General features: G+C 63.3%; 12 protein-coding genes and 1 rRNA gene. 11 read left to right on the top strand and 2 right to left on the bottom strand.

The window, feature by feature from the left end:
* Positions 1–7 precede the first annotated feature (7 nt).
* A complete protein-coding gene (locus RIN49_RS07500) occupies positions 8–580 on the bottom strand; it encodes a restriction endonuclease (RefSeq protein ID WP_309119548.1) in 573 nt (190 codons plus the stop codon).
* Between the two features lie 155 nt (positions 581–735).
* Here RIN49_RS07500 and RIN49_RS07495 point away from each other — a divergent pair, with 155 nt between their 5' ends.
* Complete coding sequence (locus RIN49_RS07495) at positions 736–1698, top strand: ROK family protein (RefSeq protein WP_309119547.1); 963 nt, start codon at positions 736–738, stop codon at positions 1696–1698.
* 175 nt (positions 1699–1873) lie between these two features.
* Here RIN49_RS07495 and RIN49_RS07490 read toward each other — a convergent pair whose 3' ends face one another.
* Positions 1874–3445, bottom strand: a complete 1572-nt coding sequence (locus RIN49_RS07490; protein WP_309119546.1) for a histidine kinase N-terminal 7TM domain-containing diguanylate cyclase — start codon at positions 3443–3445, stop codon at positions 1874–1876.
* A gap of 150 nt (positions 3446–3595) precedes the next feature.
* Between RIN49_RS07490 and RIN49_RS07485 the strand changes: the two genes are divergently transcribed.
* The 10 genes from RIN49_RS07485 to RIN49_RS07440 form a co-directional block, all read left to right on the top strand.
* Positions 3596–4033 carry a MarR family winged helix-turn-helix transcriptional regulator gene (locus tag RIN49_RS07485; RefSeq protein ID WP_309119545.1) on the top strand — a complete coding sequence of 146 codons (438 nt, stop codon included), beginning with the start codon at positions 3596–3598 and terminating at the stop codon, positions 4031–4033.
* A 3-nt stretch (positions 4034–4036) separates the two neighbouring features.
* A complete protein-coding gene (locus RIN49_RS07480; RefSeq protein WP_309119544.1) occupies positions 4037–5776 on the top strand; it encodes an ABC transporter ATP-binding protein in 1740 nt (579 codons plus the stop codon).
* Positions 5769–7646, top strand: coding sequence for an ABC transporter ATP-binding protein (locus RIN49_RS07475; RefSeq protein ID WP_375295221.1), 1878 nt, complete (start codon positions 5769–5771; stop codon positions 7644–7646). The genes RIN49_RS07480 and RIN49_RS07475 overlap by 8 nt, the downstream gene beginning before the upstream one ends.
* Before the next feature lie 363 nt (positions 7647–8009).
* On the top strand, positions 8010–9014 hold the full coding sequence (locus RIN49_RS07470) for an acrylyl-CoA reductase family protein (RefSeq protein WP_309119543.1): 1005 nt from the start codon (positions 8010–8012) through the stop codon (positions 9012–9014).
* Positions 9015–9145: 131 nt separating this feature from the next.
* The gene (locus tag RIN49_RS07465; protein ID WP_309119542.1) at positions 9146–9568 is read left to right on the top strand and encodes a MarR family winged helix-turn-helix transcriptional regulator; all 423 of its coding nucleotides are present in this window, start codon (positions 9146–9148) and stop codon (positions 9566–9568) included.
* Positions 9569–9634: 66 nt separating this feature from the next.
* Positions 9635–10897 (top strand): MFS transporter, encoded by a 1263-nt coding sequence (locus RIN49_RS07460; RefSeq protein ID WP_309119541.1) that lies wholly within the window; start codon positions 9635–9637, stop codon positions 10895–10897.
* A 67-nt stretch (positions 10898–10964) separates the two neighbouring features.
* Entirely contained in the window at positions 10965–11738 is a 774-nt protein-coding gene (locus tag RIN49_RS07455; protein ID WP_309119540.1) for a tetratricopeptide repeat protein, read from the top strand.
* Positions 11739–11800: 62 nt separating this feature from the next.
* Positions 11801–13681 carry a molecular chaperone HtpG gene (gene htpG / locus RIN49_RS07450; protein WP_309119539.1) on the top strand — a complete coding sequence of 627 codons (1881 nt, stop codon included), beginning with the start codon at positions 11801–11803 and terminating at the stop codon, positions 13679–13681.
* A gap of 208 nt (positions 13682–13889) precedes the next feature.
* Positions 13890–21620 (top strand): S-layer homology domain-containing protein, encoded by a 7731-nt coding sequence (locus RIN49_RS07445; RefSeq protein WP_309119812.1) that lies wholly within the window; start codon positions 13890–13892, stop codon positions 21618–21620.
* Between the two features lie 391 nt (positions 21621–22011).
* Positions 22012–22124 (top strand): 16S ribosomal RNA (locus RIN49_RS07440); the annotation flags it as partial.

Genomic DNA, 22124 nt, shown 5'->3' with positions numbered 1-22124 from the left:
CGTACGCTCACACCACGTCCGGGATGAGTTCGCGCGCCGTCTCCTTCTTATACGCCAACGCTTCCTCCCACATGTCCAGCAGCTCTTCGCCGTCGATCAGCTCGATGTCGACCGCCTTTGCGTAGTCCTTGGCGGCTTCGGTGAACGAGCTCGTCGTGACGACGCAGCCCCCGTCCGCCCCGTCCTTGACGATCCGCGAATGAAGAATGGCGATCGGCTCGAAGCCGACGGGCTTCTCGTAACACTTGACCTGGTATAGGAACAACCCGTCGTCCCGCCGCTCCTCGATGTCGACGCCGAAGTCGCCGGTCGACTTCGTCACGTACACGTCGCTTTCGTTGACGACCGTCAACAGATCGGCGACGAAGTATTCGAAGTCGAACGGATCTTCCTTTGCCGAATCGTCGCTTCTCTTGAATCGTTGATATAAGCCATGCCGAAGCGTCTCTCGCTGCTCCGCCGCGATGTCCGTCAACAGGGCGCTGCCTTCCCGGGTGGACTGGAGCTGCTTCTTGGTTCTCAGCCATAGAAATCCGAAAGCGACGATGACGAACGCCAATAACGCCAACTCGAAACTCACGGTACATTCCTCCGATACTCTCGTAATTTACGCTATTACTAGGATGGACGAGAGAGAAGCGAAACATACGGGGTTCGAGCGGAAAAGTGGAGATATTTTCCGAGCGAGAAACTATAATAGAAGGAAGACTTTACTAGGCAGAGGAGGACGCAGGCATGTCTTATTGCGTCGGAGTGGATATCGGAGGAACGAATACGGCGATCGGCTTGCTCGACGGGGAGCGCGTCGCGGCGAAAGAGAGCATCCCTACGCTGGCGGGGGAAGGGCCCGACTCGCTGTTCGATCGGATCGAGGCGACGGTGCGCGGCTTGCTTCGTCGATGCGGCGTGCCCGAGGACGCGATTACGGTCGGCATGGGCGTGCCCGGCTTTATCGACCAGGAGGCCGGCGTCGCGCTCAACAGCACGAACTTGCAATGGCGCGACGTGCCGGTCGTCGCTCGGATGCGGGAGCGGCTCGGCGTTCCGGTCGCGATCGACAACGACGTCCGGCTGTACGTGTACGGCGAAGCGCTGCTCGGCGCGGGCCGCGGCGTTCGGCACGTGCTGGGCGTAACCGTCGGGACGGGGCTCGCCGCGGCGCTCGTGTCGGACGGGCGTCTGTTTTACGGCGGCGGCAGCATGGCGGGGGAGCTCGGGCACATTCCGCTCGAGAGCATTCCGTACCGGTGCGGGTGCGGCTTGACCGGCTGCCTCGAGACGGTCGCGTCGGCGACCGGTATCGCCCGCCAAGCGCGGGACCTTGTCGAGCGGGACGGTCGAGCCTCGGTGCTGCGGGACTGGTTTCCCGGCGAAGGCTTGCCCGGCTTGACGGCGCGGGACGTATCCCGGGCGTACGACGAGGGCGACGCGGTCGCGATCGAGGTGCTGCGGCGGACGGGCGAGCAGCTCGGTCGCGGGCTGGCGTACGCGGTGACGATGTACAGCCCGGACGTCGTTCTCGTCGGGGGCGGCGCGGCGGCGGCCGGCGAGCGGCTGCTCGCGCCCGTTCGCGAGTCGATGCAGCGGCTGTTGATCGCCGACTATTGGGAGCGAATCTCGGTCGTGCCGGCGGCGCTCGGCGACGAAGCCGGCATTATCGGCAGCGCGCTCTACGGGAGAGACGCGGCGGCCCGCTAGTGCTTAGAGTTACAGATGAATGAATCGATTGGATCGTGGACGCCTAACGGCGTCCCTCTTTATTTTCCGGCGAACATGTCAACATTTGAGCCGTTTGGAGGCGCGGTCGCGGTTGGCTGTCGAGGGGGCGGACGGAGCGTTGCCGCATTGCCCAGGAAACCCCCTTGCCCCTGCCTTACGTCGTCGGCTCGAACGCGCGCACGCGGTTGCGGCCCGCCCGCTTGGCGGCGTACAGCGCCGCGTCCGCGTCGCGCAGCAGCGACTCCAGCGTGTCGCCGTTCCCCCGCGCCTCGGCCGCGCCGAAGCTCGACGTCACGGGAATCGTCTCCCCGCCCGTGCGGAGCGGCTCGGCCTCGAACGCCGCCCGGACGCGCTCCGCCAGCTCGAGCGCCTCGCGCCCGGTCGCGGACGGCAGCGCGATCGCGAACTCCTCGCCGCCGTAGCGGGCGAACAGCGCGTCCGGCGGAAGCAGCCGCTTCGCGATCGAGACGACGTGCACGATCGCTTGGTCGCCGACGTCGTGTCCGTACGTGTCGTTGATCCGCTTGAACGAGTCGATGTCGAACAAGACGAACGACACCGGCAAGCCGAACCGCTGCGCCGAAGACAACAGCTCCCGGCTTCGCTGCACGAACCGGGCCCGGTTGAGCAGCTTCGTCAGTCCGTCGAAGTACGCCATCTGCGTCAGCTTGTCCTGCAGCCGCTTCTGCTCCGTTACGTCGATCAGCATGAGCAGGCGGCCGATCGTCTCGCCCGTCCGGTCGCGCACGAGCGACGAACGCACTTGGTAGGAGACGTCCTCGCCTTTCACCGTCCAGACCATCACTTCTTGCATCCCGTCCCCGATCCCGCCCCCGGTTCCGCCGACGGGCAGCGGGGAGCCGGTCAGCCGCGGCCACTCGTCGCGCAGGAACGTCCCGATCGACGAAGCGGTCAACCCCGGCATCATGCGGGCGACCGACGCGTTGAAGTCGACGATGCGCTCCGTCGCGTCCAGCACGATGACGCCTTCCCGCAAGCTCTCGAACAGCCGCTCCTTCGCGATCGGCACGATCGTCAGGACGCGGGAGGATACCATCGCCCAGATGTACATGCCCGACGTCAGGCACAGCACCATCGGCACGGGATCCATCCCGTACGGCGTAACGCCCATCAAATACAAGAACGCGCCGACCATCGGCAGAAACTGCCCGATCGTGAGCGTCGCGAGCTGCAGGCGGAACGCCCGGTTCGTCCGAAACCACTGGCGGACGAGCAGGACGACGGACGCCAGCATGCAGCCGAACGTGTACGCGCCGTGCACGATGTACATCTCCCCGATCGCGACGTCGGCGAGGGGGGAGGGAGCATTTTCGCGTAAGAAGATGGACTTATAAAACAAATGATGCCAGTCGTTCGTGGCCACCGACAAAAACGTAACGGCGGGCACGACGAACATGAGCGCCGCGACCTTGCGCGGGACCGACTTGCCGATATATTGCAGCACGAGCAGCAGACCGAGCGGCGGCGCGAAAGCGATGCCGAGATATTCGACGACGGTCCAGCGCATAATCTCGTCCACCGTATCGCTCGTCCACTCGAAGGCCACCGCGAAGATGTAGATCGTCATGGAGGCCGTATACCAAATGAACGTGCGCGCGCCGGGAATTTCCTTCCGTTTGACGTACGCATACAGGCACAGAAACAGCGTGAATACGCCCGAAGTGGCGACCAACGTAATGAGCATCGTTATGATATTCGTTTCCATGATCCGCACGCACGCTCCTGAGTTTCAAAGCTTAACGCCATAAATTTATTTCTATCCTACCATACGGGCCGGGGAAAAAGGGGACGATTATTGATGCATTTTATTTAGGTTAGCTATATAATGCAATTATGTGGAAAAGGGGGCGGCACGATGGATGCGAACCTGGAACAATTTTTGGCGTCGCTACAAGCCGTGAATCGGCATCTGCGCTCGTCGACGTGGGACGCGCAGCGGCAGCAGCCGCTTACGAAGGTGCAGTGGCTGCTGCTGAGACAGCTGCAGCGGCGGGGCGCCGCGACGATCGGACAGCTGGCGGAGCATCTCGACGTGCGGGCCAGCACGATGTCGCAGATGCTCGACCGCTTGGAGCGGTCCGGCATCGTCACGCGCGAGCAGGACGCGACGGACGCCCGCGTGAAGAACATCGCCTTGACGGAGGCGGGGCTGGAGACGATCCGCCGGACGGAGGACGCTTGGAGAGCGTCGCTCGCGGGGCCGTTCGAGAGGCTCGACGAAGCGGATCGCGAGGAGCTCGTGCGCATCATGAAGAAGCTGTCCGACCAATTGCGGGGATCTGGGGAGGCGTAGCGGATGCCAAGCGGAAAATATATTAAAAAATATTGGAAGGGCTTTCTTCTGGCGATCTTCTTCCTGACGCTCGAGGCGGCGGCGGACCTCATGATGCCGACGCTGCTGGCCGACATCATCGACCGCGGCATCGCGAACGGGGATATGGACTACGTGCTCCGCATCGGCGGGCTGATGCTGCTCATCACGGCGGGCGGCGCGATCGCGGCCAGCCTTCGGAACGTGCTCGCCGTGCACGTGTCGCAGAAGTTCGGCATGGAGCTGCGGAGCGATTTGTTTCGGAAAATTCAATCGCTGTCGTTCGCGAACATCGACAAGTTCGAGCGCGCGTCGCTCATTACCCGCATGACGAACGACATCACGCTCGTCCAGAACTTCGTCGGCGGCTTGATGCGCATCTTCGTCAAGGCGCCGCTGCTCGGCATCGGGGCGCTCATCCTCGCGATCCGGCTCAACCCGGAGCTGTCGACTATCTTCGCGGTCGTCGTGCCGATCGTCGCCGCGCTCGTCGCTTTCAACATGAAGGTCGGCTTCTCCAGGTTCTTGAAGGTGCAGCAGTCGCTCGACCGCGTGAACGCGGCGGTGCGCGAGTACCTCGCCGGGGTGCGGGTCGTCAAGGCGTTCAATCGCTTCGGCTTCGAGGTCGAGAAATTCGGTGCGACGAACGAGGAGCAGCGGCAGCGCTCGACGAGCGCGATGCGGGCGATGGCCGTCTTCAACCCGGCGATCATGCTGACGGTCAACCTCGGCGTCGTCGCGATTCTTTGGATCGGCGGCCGGTGGATGGAGTCGGGCGCCATGCAGAGCGGCGAAGTGGGCGAGCTCGTCGCGTTCATTAACTATATGACGCAGATGCTCTTTTCGCTCATGATGGTGTCGATGGTGTTCGCCATGTTCGTGCGGGCTCGGGCTTCCGCGATCCGGATCGGCGAAGTGTTCGCGCAGACGAACGACATGACGTGGAAGACGGACGCGGCGCCGAAGAGCAAGGAAGGGAGAATCGAATTTCAAGGCGTCGACTTCGCCTACGGCGAGGCGCCGAGCTCTCCCGTGCTGAGGAACGTCAGCTTCGCATGCGAGCCGGGGGAAACCGTCGGCATCATCGGCTCCACCGGGTCGGGGAAGAGCACTTTGGTCGGGCTCATCCCGCGCTTCTACGACGCGACCGGCGGGCGCGTGCTCGTCGACGGCGCGGACGCGAAGGACGTCGATCCGGCGGCGCTGCGGGAGCGGATCGCGATCGTGCCGCAGAAGAGCGTGTTGTTTTCCGGCACGATTCTCGACAACATCCGTTGGGGCGACGAAAATGCTCTAGAGGCCGACGTCGAACGCGCGGCGAAGATGGCGGAAGCGCACGAGTTCATCGCGCGCTTGCCGGAGGGCTACCGTTCGCGGCTCGGGCAGCGCGGCGTCAATCTGTCCGGCGGCCAGAAGCAGCGCGTCTCGATCGCGCGGGCGCTCGTGAAGAAGCCGCGCATCTTAATCTTGGACGATTGCACGAGCGCGGTGGACACCGCCACCGAATCGCGAATCAAGGAATCGCTGAAGGCGTACGCGAAGGGGATGACGTGCCTCCTGATCGCGCAGCGCATCAGCTCGGTCATGGACGCCGACAAGATCGTCGTGATGGACCTCGGCGAGGTCGTCGGCGTCGGCACGCACGACGAGCTTATGCAGACTTGCCGCGTCTATCAAGAAATCTATCGGTCCCAAGTCGGAAAGGAGCTGCGGAGCCATGTCTGAGTCGGATCGCAAGGAACGCGAGAGCGCCGGAGGCGCGGGCGGGCCGCCGCCGGGGCCGCCCATGCCGGGCCGTCCGGGCGGCTTCGGCCCTCCGGGCCGGGGGCCGGTCGCGAAGCCGAAGCAGTTCCAAGCGACGATGAAGCGGCTGTGGTCGTACTTCGGCAAGGAACGCGCCGGGCTTGCGCTCATCGCGACGTTCGTCGCGTTGAGCGCGGCGATCGGCGTCGCCGGTCCGTTCTTGATCGGCGTCGGCGTCGACGCGATCGCGGGCGGCGATATGGGCCTGCTGCCGGTCGTCATCGTCGCCTTGACCGCGGCTTACGTCGGCGAAGGCGCGCTGTCGTTCCTGCAAGGCTGGATGATGGCGGGCTTGTCGCAGCGCGTCGTCGCGGGGCTGCGGGCGTCGCTGTTCGCGAAGCTGCAGAAGCTGCCGCTCGGCTTCTTCGACTCCCGCTCGCACGGCGAGGTGATGAGCCGGCTGACGAACGACCTCGACAACGTCAGCACGACGATCTCGCAGTCGACGGTGCAGCTCATGTCGGGCTCGCTCGCGATCGTCGGCTCGCTCGTCATGATGCTCGTGCTCAGCCCGCTCCTGACGCTGGCCGCCCTCGTGACGGTGCCGCTCGTCTACTTGCTGGCGCGTACGATCACGAAACGCACGAGCGTGCTGTTCAAGGACCAGCAGGCGCATCTCGGCGCGCTCAACGGCCATATCGAAGAGACGATCACCGGACAGCAGATCGTGAAGGCGTTCAATCACGAGGAGAAGTCGATCGAGCAGTTCGAGACCGTAAACGTCAAGCTGTACGACGCCGCCGTCAAGGCGCAGGTATGGTCCGGCTTCATGATGCCGCTGCTGAGCGTCATCAACAACATCGGCTTCGCCGCGATCGCGCTGACGGGCGGATTGCTGGCGGTGAAGGGTTCGATCACCGTCGGCGTCATCGCCAGCTTCGTCGGCTACTCGCGGCAGTTCGTCCGCCCGCTGAACGAGCTGGCGCAGACGTACAACGTGCTGCAGGCGGGCGTCGCCGGCGCGGAGCGGGCGTTCGAGGTGCTCGACGAGAAGGAGGAAGCCCCGGACGCGCCCGACGCGGTCGAGCTGCGGAGGCCGGAAGGGAAAGTCGTCTTCGAGAACGTCAGCTTCGGGTATCGCGCCGACGTTCCGATTTTGCGGAACGTCAGCTTCGAAGCGCCGGAGCGAAGCGCCACGGCGCTCGTCGGGCCGACCGGCGCGGGCAAGACGACGATCGTCAACCTGGTCACCCGGTTCTACGACCCGACCGGCGGGCGCATTCTGCTCGACGGCCGGGACATCCGGGAATATACCCGCGACAGCTTGCGTCGCGCGTTCGGCATCGTGCTGCAGGACACGTATTTGTTTTCCGGCACCGTCAAGGACAATATCAAATACGGCAAGCCGGACGCGACGGACGACGAAGTCGTCGCGGCGGCGCGGGCGGCGAACGCGGACGTGTTCATCCGCCGGCTGCCGCAAGGCTACGACACCGTCTTGACCGAGAACGGAGGCAACATCAGCCAAGGGCAGCGACAGCTGCTCGCGATCGCGCGGGTCGTGCTGGCGCAGCCGTCGATCCTGATTCTCGACGAGGCGACGAGCAGCATCGACACGCGCACGGAGCTGCATATTCAAGAGGCGCTGCTGAACGTCATGCGCGATCGGACCAGCTTCGTCATCGCGCATCGGCTGAACACGATCCGCGACGCGGACACGATCATGGTCATCGACCGCGGCGAGGTGGCGGAGCGAGGCGACCACGAAGCGTTGATGCGGCGGGAAGGCACGTATTACCGGATGTTCTACAACCAATTCCGCAACTTGCAAAATGCCGGAGAAGAAGGGTGACGGATGCCGTCGCCTTTCTTTTCTGCGAGAAGCGCCCGATTCGCTGATGCCAACCGCGACGGAACTTTTGTTGAGTGCCGGATTGGGGATGAGTTCCTCAATTTTTGGTGCGGAGTGCCGTGAAAATTGCGGAGATACGCCCCGATTGATTGCCACAATACAAAGTGGACCTCGTGTGGTCCCCTCGCTCGGCTCCCTACAAAATGAAGGTATACAGGTGATGGCGGTCCCCCTCCCACGGCGCTTCTGGTGCCGAAACGTGTACGGAGGAATAGCGAGGGGAGGGGGCGTTTGGTAGAATGGATGGAAAAAGATTTCCCCTCGCATAATCCATGCTCATTAGCGATCGGAGGAAGCGGATATATGGAGAAGTATCGGGCGTTCGCAGCTCGCAAGTCGGCGGACGGCTTCGAGGCGGGGTTCGAGGAACGGATCGCGGAGGAGCTGCCGGAGGGCGAGGTGACGGTTCGCGTCGCGTACTCAAGCGTGAATTATAAGGACGGGCTGGCGGCCACGCCGAACGGCAAGGTCGTGGCGGCGTATCCGCGGACGCTCGGCATCGACCTCGCGGGCGTCGTCGTGCAATCCAGCGCGCCGCGCTTCCGCGAAGGCGACCGCGTCGTCGCGACCGGCTACGGGCTCGGCGTCTCGCACGACGGCGGCTTCGCGGAGCTGGCCCGGCTGCCGGCCGACTGGCTCGTGCCGCTGCCGGAGGGCCTGTCGCCGAAGGAGGCGATGGCGCTCGGCACGGCCGGCTTTACGGCGGCGCTGTCGATCCGGCGGCTCGAGGACAACGGGCTGCGGCCCGAGCGCGGCTCGGTGCTCGTGACCGGGGCGGCGGGCGGCGTCGGCAGCCTCGCCGTCGCGATGCTCGCGCGGGCGGGATACGCGGTAACGGCGAGCACGGGCAGGGCTTCGGCGGAACGAGCCTACTTGACTCGCCTCGGGGCGACCGACGTCATCGACCGCGCCGAGCTCGCGCCGGAGAAGCCGTCCCCGCTGCTGAAACAGCGGTTCGCCGCGGCGATCGATCCGGTCGGCGGCGAAGGGCTGCGCCATGTACTAGGTTCGCTGCAGTACGGCGGTTCGGCCGCCGTCAGCGGCATGGCCGGCGGCGGCGAGTGGCAGGCGTCCGTATTCCCGTTCATACTGCGCGGCGTCAATCTGCTCGGCATCGACTCGGTCGTCTGCCCGATGAAGACGCGGGCCGAGCTGTGGCAAGCGATGGCGAACGAATGGAAGCCGGCCGGGCAACTCGAGGAGATCGCCGACGAAATCGGCTTCGACGAGCTGCCGCAGCGACTCTCGGACATTCTCCGAGGCGCGGTTCGCGGACGGACCGTCGTGCGGATCGGCGGGGACGCGTAAGCGTCGCCCGCCAAGCCGCGCGGGCCGACGTGATCGTTTGGTTGTCGCATCGGTTGACAGCGGTCGCTGCCTTCCATTATATTAGTTGTACATACAAACGAAGAAAGGCATTGGAAGGAGGCAACGGCGGCATGAAGCCTGCTTTTTTGAACGAATGCTTGTTTTTCACGACGAACCGACTCGGCCGCGCGATTACGAGAATAGCGGAGGAAGAATTCGCGGAGACCGGCCTGTCGCCTATGTACGGATATTTGCTGCGTCTCGCGATCGAGACGCCCGGCGCTTCGCAGAAGACGTTGGCCGAGGAGCTGGCGATCGCTCCCTCCACGCTGACTCGATTCGTCGACAAGCTGGAGGCGAAGCGGCTCGTCGAGCGGAGGGTGCAAGGCAAGACCGTTCTCGTGTACCCGACGGAGAAGGGAAAACAGATGCACGGAACGCTGCGGGAGGCGTCCAAGCGGTTCCGCTTCAAATACGAGGAACTGCTAGGGAAGACGTTCGCCGAGGGGCTCGCGACGACGATGAACGAAGCGAGCGCGAAGCTGGACTCCTAGAGGAAGACAGCTTTCGTTTCTTATTTATTTTGTATGTACAAGCAAAATAGGGAGAAGGAAACCGTTATGATGAAAGCGATAGGGAATCGAATTCACTATGGATGGGTCGTCGTCGGAGTCACTTTCGTCACGCTGCTCGTATCCGCCGCGATCCGCGCCTTGCCGGGCCTGTTCATTCTTCCGTTCGAGCGGGAGTTCGGGTGGGATCGCGGGGCGATCTCGTCCGTTCTCTCGATCGGGATCTTGTTGTACGGCGCCGTCGGTCCGTTCTCGGCCGCGATTCTCGAGAAATACGGCATCCGCCGCGTCGTGCTGATCTCCCTCGGCGTGTTGGCGTCCGCGCTCGCATTGACGCCGTTGATGACGTCGCTCTGGCAATACTTGCTGCTCTGGGGCGTGGTCGCCGGGCTCGCGACCGGCATGATGGCGAATGTGCTCGGCGTGACGGTCGCGAATCGGTGGTTTTCGAAGCGCAGAGGGTTGGTGCTCGGCTTGCTGACGGCCAGCGCGGCGACGGGGCAGCTCGTGTTCCTGCCGATTCTGGCGTCGATTACGGCGGAGGCGAGCTGGCGGACGGCGACGTACGCCGCGGTCGGCGCCGCGGTCGTCCTGTTCGCCGCGGCGGCGCTGTTCATGCGGAACCATCCCTCCGACGCGGGCCTCGCGATGTACGGCGAGGCCGAGCCGACGACGCCCGCGCCGTTCCGGGGCAGCGTCTTCGTCGAGCCGATTCGCGCGTTGCGGGAAGGGTTTCGAAGCCGCACGTTTTGGCTGTTGTCCGGCACGTTCTTCTTCTGCGGGCTGTCGACGAACGGTCTGATCGGCACGCATCTGATCGCCGCTTGCGGCGATCTGGGCATGCCGGAGGTGACGGCGGCCGGCTTCTTGGCGCTCATGGGCCTGTTCGATCTGATCGGAACGACGCTGTCGGGCTGGCTGTCGGACCGATTCGACAGTAGGAAGCTGCTGTTTTGGTATTACGGTCTGAGGGGCGTGTCGCTCTTGTTTTTGCCGTACGCGTTGCAGGCCGGCGATGCGGCGATGCTCGCGTTCACGGTATTTTACGGACTCGACTGGATCGCGACGGTGCCGCCGACGGCGAAGCTCGCGACGCTGCGGTTCGGGCGCGGGGCCGCCGGCATGATGTTCGGGTGGATCGTCGTCGCCCACCAGGTCGGCGCCTCCGTCGCGGCGTACGGCGGCGGGGCGATGCGCGAGTGGCTCGGCTCGTATACGGTTCCTTTTCTCTTGGCAGGGTTCTTATGCTTCTACGCGGCGCTGATGTCCCTGAAGGTGACGAAGCGGGCTCCCGCCGCAACGGCGGTTTAGGCGATATCGGCGGGATCGGCTATAATAGAGGCGACACTTCCGATCCGAAAGCGAGGAATCTTGCCTTATGCCGCCAGTCCAAGCCGTTATTCTACTCGTTATCGTCGTCCTGTTCCTAATCGCCTTCTACGCGCTTAGGCCGACCTGGTACGCCGGGCGGGGCAATGCGGAATTTATGAAAGGAAACCTCGACCGGGCGCTCCGCCTTTTCGAAACATCGACGAGCTTCCGGAACGCCAAGCCGCCGCAAGCGATCGGCTACGCGTACCTGCTCATGAAGGCCGGCGACCCGGCCAAGGCGGAGCGCGTGCTGGAAGAGGCGCTGCCGAAGACGAAGCCCGGCATCCCGCGCATGCAGGGGCAGCTGAACCTGGCGACCGCGCAGTGGCTGCAGGGCAAGCGGAACGAAGCCGTCGCGCTGCTGGAAGAAGTACATAAGGAATACAAGAATACGACCGTGTACGCGAATCTCGGCTATTTCAAGCTGCTGCGGGGAGATTTGGAGGAAGCGCTCGCGATCAATCGAGAGGCGCAGGAGTACAACGACAGCGACGTCTCGATTCTGGACAACCTTGCGCAGACGTACTACATGCTCGGACGGTACGAGGAAGCCGCCGCGTGGTACGAGAAGACGGTCGAGAAGAAGCCGAAGCATGCCGAATCCTACTATTATTACGCGTTGACGCTGCAGAAGCTCGGCAAGCCGGAGGAAGCGCTGGAGCAGGCGCGCGCCGCCGTCGGCAAGCCGCTGTCGCTCGTCACGCCGTGTACGAGGGAAGCGGTGGACGGACTGGCGGTTGACATGGAAAAATCGAGTATGTTATATAAAAAGGAGAATTAGCACTCAGTTCAATAGAGTGCTAATCACTACGCGGCAGAATCGATGTGGAGGGAACCGAACGCATGGCTAAGAAGCAGTTTAAGGCGGAATCCAAGCGTCTGTTGGAGATGATGATCAACTCCATCTATACGCAGAAAGAGATTTTCCTAAGAGAATTGATCTCCAACGCCAGCGACGCGATCGACAAGATTTACTACAAAGCTCTTACGGACGACTCGCTGACGTTCAACCAAGAGGATTACTACATTAAGATAACGCCCGACAAGGACAATCGCACGCTAACGATTTCGGATACCGGCATCGGCATGACGAAGGAAGATCTCGAAAACAACCTCGGCGTCATCGCGAAGAGCGGCTCGTTGGCCTTCAAGCAGGAGAACGAACTCAAAGACGGCCATAACATTATCGGCCAATTCGGCGTAGGCTTCTACTCGGCTTTCATGGTCGCGGACGAGGTGACGGTGACGAGCCGCGCCCTCGGCAACGACGAGGCGTATGTTTGGAACTCCAAAGGGGCCGACGGCTACACGGTCGAACCCGGAACGAAGGCGACGGTCGGCACGGACATCGTGCTGAAGATCAAGCCGAACACGGAGGACGACAACTACGACGAGTTCCTCGAGACGTACCGTTTGCAAAACATCGTTAAGAAGTACTCCGACTTCATCCGTTACCCGATCAAGATGGACGTCACGCGCAGCAAGAAGAAAGAAGGCGCGGAGAACGAATGGGAAGACGTTACGGAGGAGCAGACCGTCAACAGCCAAGTGCCGATCTGGCGCAAGAACAAGAACGAGCTGAAGGACGAGGACTACGAGAACTTCTACTTCGAGAAGCGCTACGGCTTCGACAAGCCGATCAAGCATCTGCACGTCAGCGCCGACGGCGCGGTCGTGTATAACGCGATTCTGTTCATCCCGGGCCAGACGCCGTTCGATTACTACACCAAGGAATACGAAAAGGGGCTTGAGCTCTACTCCAACGGCGTGCTCATCATGAACAAGTGCGGCGACCTGCTCCCGGACTACTTCAGCTTCGTGAAGGGCATGGTCGATTCGGAGGACTTGTCGCTCAACATCTCCCGCGAGATGCTGCAGCATGACCGCCAGCTGAAGCTGATCGCGAAAAACATCAAGAACAAAATCAAGAGCGCGCTCCTCTCCCTCTTGAAGGACGAGCGCGAGAAGTACGAGGAGTTCTACAAGGCGTTCGGCCGTCAGCTGAAGTTCGGCGCGTACAGCGACTACGGCGCGCATAAGGACGACCTGCAGGATCTGCTGATGTTCCACTCCTCCAAGGAGAAAAGACAAGTCACGCTCGACGAATACGTCTCCCGCATGCCGGAAGATCAGAAGTTCATCTATTACGCGACGGGCGATTCCATCGAGCGCATCGAGAAGCTGCCGCAGGCGGAGCTCGTGACGGACAAAGGCTACGAGCTGCTGTACTTCACGGAGGAAATCGACGAGTTCGCGATCAAGATGCTTCAGAAGTACAAGGACAAGGAGTTCAAGTCGGTGTCGAGCGGCGATCTCGGCATCGAGGCGGACGCGAGCGAGGATGCGGCGAAGGAAACGGACGAAGCGAAAGAGCTGTTCGAGTACATGCAGAGCCTCTTGTCCGACAAGGTCAAGAAGGTGAAGGCGTCGAAGCGGCTGAAGTCCCACCCGGTGTGCCTCTCCACGGAAGGCGAAATCACGATCGAGATGGAGAAAGTGCTGAACGCGATGCCGAACGGCGGACAGAACGTCCAAGCCGAGAAGGTGCTCGAAATCAATTTGAACCATCCCGTGTACGCTTCGTTGAAAGCCGCGCACGCGAACGACAAGGAGAAGCTGAACCTATACACGAACCTGCTCTACAACCAGGCGCTCCTGATCGAAGGGCTGCCGGTGCAGGATCCGGTCGCGTTCACGAACGATATTTGCAAAGTCATGGTCTAAGCGGGGAAAAGGAAGGCCGATGGGGCGAAAGTCGCCCCGTCGGTCTTTTTTTCGCTAAGACCATCGCTCTATAGCGACTCCTTCTTTGGTCTTCTATGACTACAGTCGTGACAAACCGTCACGATTGTCATAGGGGAGCACTCGTTAGAATGAACGTAGTTTACGGTTTCTTACGAAGAACGAGGAACGAGGAGGCGCTTGCCACGTGATGCGAAGCATACGCAAGACGATATGGACCGCGGTCATCGCGTCCGTGCTGGCGACGTCGACGGCGCCCGCCGTACCGATCCGGGCGGCCGACGAACAACCGGCGCCGCTCGAGACGGTCGCGCAGCTGCTCGGCGAGATCGAGTCGCCGTCGCTCGCGGACCCGACGCTGTCCGCGCCGGCGCTCGAGCCGATGCCGGCTGCGGTCGCGTTTTCCGAAGTCGAGATTCGGGGGACGGCGCCGCTGGAGTCGACGGTCCGCATCTACTACCGCAAGGACGGCGCCGTTCAAGAGAGCGGCAGCGTCTATGTCACCGAAGCGGTATACGGCGATATCGGCTCGTTCGAAACGGGAGCGGCGTTATGGAGCGGGACCGGGGTGTACGAATTCTATGCGACGGCGGAGAAGGACGGTCTGACGAGTCCGGCGTCCGCGTCGCAGTTCGTGGAGTTCGACGAGACGAAGCCGATGGAGCCGGAATCCAAGGGGTGGACCAACCCCGCCTACGATCAGATTTTGCTGCAGTGGGATCCGCCGTACCAACGGGAACCGAATCCGGACGGCTCGTATTCGCGGGATTCGACCGTGGATCGGTACGAGGTGTTCCGGGACGGCGCGAAGCTCGGGGAGACCCGGGATTTATTTTACTTGGACGCCGGCCTGCCGGAGAGCGGACTGTTCCAGTACGAGATTTATGCGCTCGACCGGGCCGGCAATCGAAGCGAGCAGGCTTTGTGGATTCGGGCCGGGTCGTTCCATCGCTATTCGGCCGAGGCGGCGGCCGTACCGGAGAACGCGGGGTACAACCAGGGCATCTATTCGCCGACGCTAAGCAAGGACGGCACGGTGGCGGCGTTCATCGCGCGGCTGTACTCGCTACCGGGTTCGACGACGTCGAACAGCTTGTATAACGTGTATACGTACGACGTGCTGGAGGAAGATCCGGCGAAGCGCTACAAGCGGATCGGGAGCCTGCCTCAACATTTATCCGATCCGCGTCAGTATATCCAAGACGGACTGTACGCGATGTCCGGCAACGGGAAGTTCCTGGCGTATACGACCCGAGTGACGTTGGTCACGAGTCCGGATCTGTATATTTACGACGACACGACCGGGTACTCCGATCCGGTCCTTCCGGTGTGGGCGGTCGATCCGAAGCATCTGGCGATGAGCGACGACGGGGAATGGCTCGTTTTCGCGAGCGATTCAAATAAAGTCGTGGAAGGCGACGACAACGAGCATACCGACATCTTCTTATATCATCGTCCGACGAAGACGGTGAAGCTGCTCAGCAGGACGAACGAAGGGGAAATCGCGAACGATTTCAGCTCGTCGCCCGCAATCAGCGGGGACGGCCGCTATGCGGCGTTCCTGACGTCGGCGACGAATATGCCGGGGTGGCAGGACGATGCGGTTCGGCGCTTGTACGTGTACGATACCCGCACGAATACGGTGGAGCACGTTCCGGTGCCGTTCGGGGACGATGGGCTCGTCAGCGCATTGCGCGTCTCGTTGTCCCGGGACGGGCAAACGATCGCGTTGCAAGGGGTCGTCGGATACCGAGATATTCGCGTCTATGTCCACGATCGGCGATCGGGACAGACGGAATCGATCGCCTCCCATCTGGGTCAAGGATTGAATCTGGGACTCGGAGAGCCGCGGATCAGCGCGGACGGACGGTATGTCGCCTTCTCGTATTACAATCGAACGCCGGGAAGTCCGAGCACGCAGCCTTTCGATTCGGACCGCGGTTCCATTCGGTACGATCGAGTCGCGGGCGAATGGACGCATATCGGCAATCGAGCGAAATCGGTGACCGCTCCGTTCCTGAGCGGCGACGGCAGCCGCGCGGCGTTCTTGACGGGCGAAGGCGAAGGCAGCAGCATTCATATCGCCTGCTTCGAAGGGCCGTGCACCGACGCGGAGCAGCCGGAATCGCAGCTGTCGACGGTGACTTGGTCGCATCCGAACCGCATCGGCGGGCAGCTCCCGCTGGGCGCCAGCGTCGCGATTCAGGCGTTCGGCACGTCCGGCATCGAAGCGCAGGCCGTCGTTCGGTATGGGTCGGAAGGCGAAAAGACGGCGACGCTGCCGATGACGGAGGACGCGTCGCAGACGGGCGTCTACCGCGCGGCGTTCGTGCCGCCGGAAGGCGCGACAGACGTCTTGGGCATCCGCGCCGAGCAGGTCGGAGCGCCCGACGTATCGGCCGAGGCGGATCCGTCCGCCTTCCCGCTGAAGATCGCGGGGGAGGCGACGGTGAAGCTGACGGGCGACTACGCCGGGCACATGCGGGGAGGCTGGGTGCGGTTCAAGAGTCGAAGCGAAACCCTTCGATACGAAGGCGGGGTCCGCCTCGGCGATGTCCCGGAAGCGACGGTCCCGCTGCCGGGACCGGCTGTCTACGCGATCGAATTGATCGACGCTCGGGGCGTGACGCTCCGCGAGCGGGCGGAGCTCGAGGTGAAGAGCGGCGGACGCGCCGAGGCGGCCTTGTCGCCGAAGCCTTCCGCGTCGCTCGCGGTAAAGCTGACGACGGCGGGAGGCGAAGACATTCGGGGCGCTTCGGTTCGGTTTTACGATGCCGGGGGCAGGCTTCTCGAGACGGCTCGATGGGAAGCGGACTACGGCTACCGGATGCGCGCCGCGCGTTACGTCGAGGAGGAGATCGTCGTTCGATTCGACGTTCCGGCCGCTTACGAGACGCCGGAGGACCGGCGCGCGACGTTGGCGCCCGGGGCGAACGAGCTCGCCGTATCGGCGGCGCTGCGGCCGGACGGCGCCGTTCGCGGCGTCGTCACCGACCAGAGAGGGCAGCCCGTCCCGGGAGCGACGGTATTTCTGGTATGGAGCGGCCGCATCGAAAATAAAACCGTAACCGACGCTTCCGGCGCCTATACGCTTCGGGGACCGACCGGGGATTACACGCTTCGGGCCGAGAAGAAGGGTCCGCCGTCGTACCAGATGATGACGCAGCCCGTGTCGGTCCGTATCGAGGTCGGATCGGATCTCGAGCGGATTCTGCGGGTGACGGACCGCGGAAGAGGGTATCTTACCGTGCATTTGCAGTATTCGCCGCTGGACGAGGAATCCAAGCGGCTGCCGGTGGACGACTGGCGGCAAGCCGTCGACTACGGCATTACGGTGACGGGCGGGAAGGACGGCGTCTACGCCGACGCGTGGAAGGGCGGGAACAATCGCATTCCGATGGAGGCGTCGCCGGGTGACGCTGTCGAAGTATGCTCCAGAGGGCTGCTCGACGACAATCACCGCGTATGCGCGAAGGTGACGCTGGACGACCAACGCAACGCGACGGCAAGACTGGAGCTGACGGAACGAGGGCGGATCGTCGGGCGGGTCGACGGCGTGACCGACTATGCGACCCTCGGCGGCGCGGTGTCCCGACGGGAAGGGAACGCTTGGAGGCATGTCGGTTCCATGACATTGCAATCCGGCGGAACGTATTCCTTCCGGCTCTCGCAAGCGGGGGAATACCGTTTGGAATTCACGGAGCGGAGCCGGACCGGCGGCTATAAGCGAGTAGCCCGCGAGGTCGCGGTCGAAGAAGGCAAGATCGTCGAAATTCCGCCGTTTACGATGCCCGCGCAAGCCTTCGCGTTCTTCGGGAGGGAAGGCAACGCGCTTCACGCGAAGAACGAGGTGTCGCCGGGCGAGATCGTCACGCTGCGCGGCAGCTACCGGCTCGAGGCGAGCCAGAACGCCGCCGAAGCGAGCCTCGTCCTCGATATCCCGGCCGGCGCGACGCTGGAGGAGGGCAGCGTCGTCTTGAACGGCGCCGTCGTCTCGCCGACGAAGCAGTCCGACGGGCGGTACCTCGTCCCGATCGGAGCGGTCGAGCGGTTGCGACCGGGTTCCGTAACGTACCGGCTGAAGCTGGCGGCGTCGTTCGCCGCGCGGGCGGAGGCGCGGCTTGGCATGAGCTTCCGGCTTGCGAACGAGACCGAGCCTCGGGAGGAGACGGTCGGCAGCGTCTATCTAACGCCCGTATCCGTCACGTTGGAAGCGCCGCGTCTGTCCGCTTCGCAGAACATCTACGTCAGCGGACGGGCGCCCGCCGGCAGCCAAGTGACGATCTTCGCCGACCGGGAGACGGTGGGCGTCGCGGAGGCGTCCCCGGGCGGCTTCTGGGGGGCGACGGTGTCGCTGCCGTCGAAGCCGGAGTCGGCGATCTGGCGGGAGAGCCCGGTCTACGGGCTTCAGGCGAAGGTCGCCGCGGAAGGCGGCACGCTGCAATCCGAGACCGTCCGGGTGTCCGTCGACGAAACGCATGCGGTCATCGAGAGCGTGACGATGCAGCAATCCGACGGGCGGGTGGTGACGCTCGATCCGTCGAAGGGCGTCTCGAAGTTCCCGTACGTGATCGTGCCGGGCATGCCGTTGTTCTTGGACGCGGAAATCAATGAAGCCGACCGCGTCTCCAACGTGACCTTCTGGGTCGGCGACACGCCGATTCCGGCGACGCGGACGGGGCAGACGAACGAATTCAGCGGTTACCTCATCCCGAATCACTCGCTGAAGACGGGGATTTACGTTACGTACGACGTCGCGCCGAAGCCGGTCGAGGCGAGAATGCCGCCGACGGCGGAGCAGTGGAGCCAATACAGCAGGAGCGAGATGACGGGCGGCTTCGCGGACACGACGTTCGCCCGGGCGAACGAGGCGGAGACGGCGGAGGCATTCGGAACGGGCGCGGCCGACGGCTTCTTCCATTCCCCTGCGTTCAAGATGACGTTCCCGGACGGGAAGGTCGCCTATGCGCGCCTCTCGCTCAAGGGCATCGAAGGACCGACTTCGTCTTATACGAATTTCGCCGTGGCGAAAAACCCGGCCGCGGGAGCGGTGACCTTCTCCAGCATCGTCCCGACGAGCGCAATGACGAGGGAGGCGCAGCTCGCCTTCCAAGCGTTCGCCGCGGAAGCGCAGCTCGCGGGAGACCAGATCAACACGGACCATGTCATGAACGTAATGAGCTTCGTTTCGCCGGAGAGCAAGCTGACAGGCGTCCTAGGTCACCTGAACGCGGCCAAAGGGTACGTCGAGGATGCCCTCGACTTCACCGATTACGCGGACCAGCTGCTCGACTTCCAGAACCAAGTTATTAACAGCGAATGTCATGCGCCTTCGGTCAACCATTATATTAAGGAGACCGAGCGCATTTTCGAACGGGCGCATGAGATGCTGGTCCTGAAACAAATTACCGCCGGGATCGGCTTGGTGGCGGGCGTCGTTACGGGCGGCGTCGGAGGACTCGTCTTCGCGACCGCGCTGACGATTCTGGGCGACTCCGCGAAGGCGACGTGGCAGCAAGAGCTGGATTTGCTGAAGAAGGACTTCGAGGAAAATAAAAAATGGCGCGACGACATGGCCGCGGCGGGCGCGATCGATCGCTGCAAGGAGCCGCCGGAGGACGACGAGAAGGACGATCAGCCGAAGAACGAGGATAAAGTGGCCGATCCGGTCTGGATTTGGGACCCGAGCGGGTACGTGTACGAAGCCGTCGCGTCGAATCGTCTGGAAGGCGTGAAAGCTACGATCTTCTATCAGGATCCGCAGGACGGTTCGTGGAGCCCGTGGGACGCGGATTGGTACGGTCAATCGAACCCGCTCTATACGGACGCGAACGGCAAGTACGGCTGGGATGTGCCCGAAGGCAAGTGGAAGGTGTCGTACGAAAAGAACGGCTACCTCCCGGCGGAGAGCGTGGAGTTGACGGTGCTGCCGCCGCACTTCGACGTTAACATTCCGATGACGTCGCTCGAGCCGCCGCGAATCGACGAGCTGCTCGCTTATGTGGACGGCGCCCTGCTGACGTTCAGCAAGCCGATGCTGGTCGATTCGTTCGGGCCGGAGGACGTCGCTCTCGCCAGGGGCGGAGAGAACGTTCCCGGGGTTCTGGCCGCGGTAGACGCCGCGGAGACGGCTGACGGCCGGGGCGTCGCCCGGACGTTCCGCTTCCAAGCGGCGTTGGAGGTCGGCGCCGCTTATACGATCCGGGTGTCCACGGAACCGACGAGTTACGCCTCCGTCCCGATGGAGCAGGCATACGAGGGTACGGCGACCGCGACGGGCCCGCTAACCGTACAGTCCCCGGGAATCGTCTCCGGCCGCAAGGAGCTGCTCGTGCGATGGAAAGAGACGGGGGTCGCGGAGACGGATCGCATCCGGGTATATTGGAGAGCCGTCCCGGACGCCCTGTATACGCAGCAGCAGAGCGTAGAAGTGCCGGTCGGCGCCCGGTTCGCCGCGATCTCCGGCTTGCTGCCGGGCGCGGAATACGAGGTGAAGATCGCAGTCAATCCGACCGACGAACGCTCGGAAGGCGCGATCGTCCGCGGCGCGACGGTCGACGAGCCGGCGCTCGCGATGGACGCGACGCCGCCGGCGCAGGCCGGATCCCCGCGCGCGACGAACGTGGGCGTCGATCGGGCGGACCTCGTCTGGACGGATCCGGCGGATGCCGACTTCCGAAGTATGATCGTCGCCTGGCGCAAGGTCGGCGATGCCGCGTATTCGCAGTCGACGTATGTCGAGAAAGGCGTCGGCAAGGCGGAGATTCGATCGCTGCAGCCGTCGACGGACTACGAGGCGACGCTCTTGTCGGCGGATACGTATTGGAACGTCTCGGAGGAAGCGGTCGTGCGGTTTCGGACCGCGGCTCCCAGCGGAGACGGGGACGGCTCTTCCGGTAATTCGCCGCCACCGCCGCCACCGCCGGTCGACCTGGTCGACGAAGAGGAAGCGACGTTCGGTCCGGCGACGACGGCGTGGAGCGGCTTCGGCGGAAGCGTCGTGCTTAGGTTCCCCGCAGGGACGTTCGACGCGGAACGGAAGCTGAAGGCGGGCCGCCTTGCGCTCGAGTCGCTGGCTTTGCCCAAGCGCGTTGCGGGCTACAGCGACGCTTACCGGCTTGAGGTCGGCTCGATGTCCGCGACGGGGCAGCCGTTCCGGTTGACCCTGAAGTACGACGCTGAAGCGGCCGCGGGCATCGATCCGCGGAAGCTAGGCATCTACCGCTTGGAGGGCGGCGCATGGCGGTACGTCGGCGGCGTACTCGATTCGAAGAAGTCGACGCTCTCGGTGGAGCTGACGACGTTCGGCGTCTACGCGGTGCTTTCGACCGAGAAGACGTTCGCCGACCTGTCCGGCCATTGGTCGCGGGGGGATGTCGAGGCGCTCGCCTCGCGCTTCGTCGTCGACGGCTTCGAGGACGGTTCGTTCCGGCCGGAGCAGCCGCTGACGCGGGCGCAGTTCAGCAAGCTGCTCGTGGAAGTGTTGGTCCGGCGCGAAGACGGGGACGCCGAGCCGGACGCCGTCCCGACGTTCGTGGACGTCTCCGTCGGGGCGTGGCACTACGACGCCATCGCCCGCGCCGCCGCGCTCGGGCTCGTGCAGGGCAGCGACGGCTACTTCCGGCCGGACGATGCGGTAACGCGCGAGGAGATGGCCGTGCTCATCGTCCGGGCGCTCGGGTTGGAATCGCAAGCGAAGGCGACAGCCGATCAGCTCGCGCGCGAGGGCAGCGTCGGCGCGTTCCGCGACGGAGCGGACATCGCCGGTTGGGCGATCGGAGCGGTTGAACTTGCCCGCGAGCTCGGCTTGATGAACGGTATGGGCGACGGCGCGTTCTCCCCTGCGTCGGCGTCGACGCGGGCGCAGGGCGCCGCGATGATTTTGAGGTTGATGGAGCGGCGCGGCGACATCGGGCAATAATTGAAGGCTGTGGGCTGCTTCCGAAGCGGATCGTTCGCTTCGGGGGCGGCCCGTTTCACATCCTGGGCCTAAGTTTGGTGGAAGTATTTTAGCGCTTGTGACGAGCTGTCCGCGGTGTTATATTATGAATCCGCCGCAAGCGCGGGGGCGACATCGAGACTGTAATGAATTACCAGTTGAAATGTATCGTACGAATGTGGTACATTAGTCTTCCGGCCGCGAGAGCGAGTCGGACAAGCAACACCGAGTAAGACAAGCTTGCTCCTTGAAAACTGAACATGAGTCGGAGTTTTTTCGCAGGCGAGGCACTCGCCGAGAAAAAATCTCCAAAGCATATGCTTTTTAAAGAAGTAAAGCTAGCTTGTAATGAGCGCAGCAGTTTGAACTACCCTTTTTGGAGAGTTTGATCCTGGCTCAGGACGAACGCTGGCGGCGTGCCTAATACATGCAAGTCGAGCGGATCTTGTCCTTCGGGGCAAGGTTAGCGGCGGACGGGTGAGTAAC

Source organism: Paenibacillus sp. (assembly GCF_031177825.1).
Lineage (GTDB): Bacteria > Bacillota > Bacilli > Paenibacillales > YIM-B00363 > Paenibacillus_AE.
Note: the sequence above shows the minus strand (reverse complement) of the source record. Positions and strands in the feature narration are given on the sequence as shown.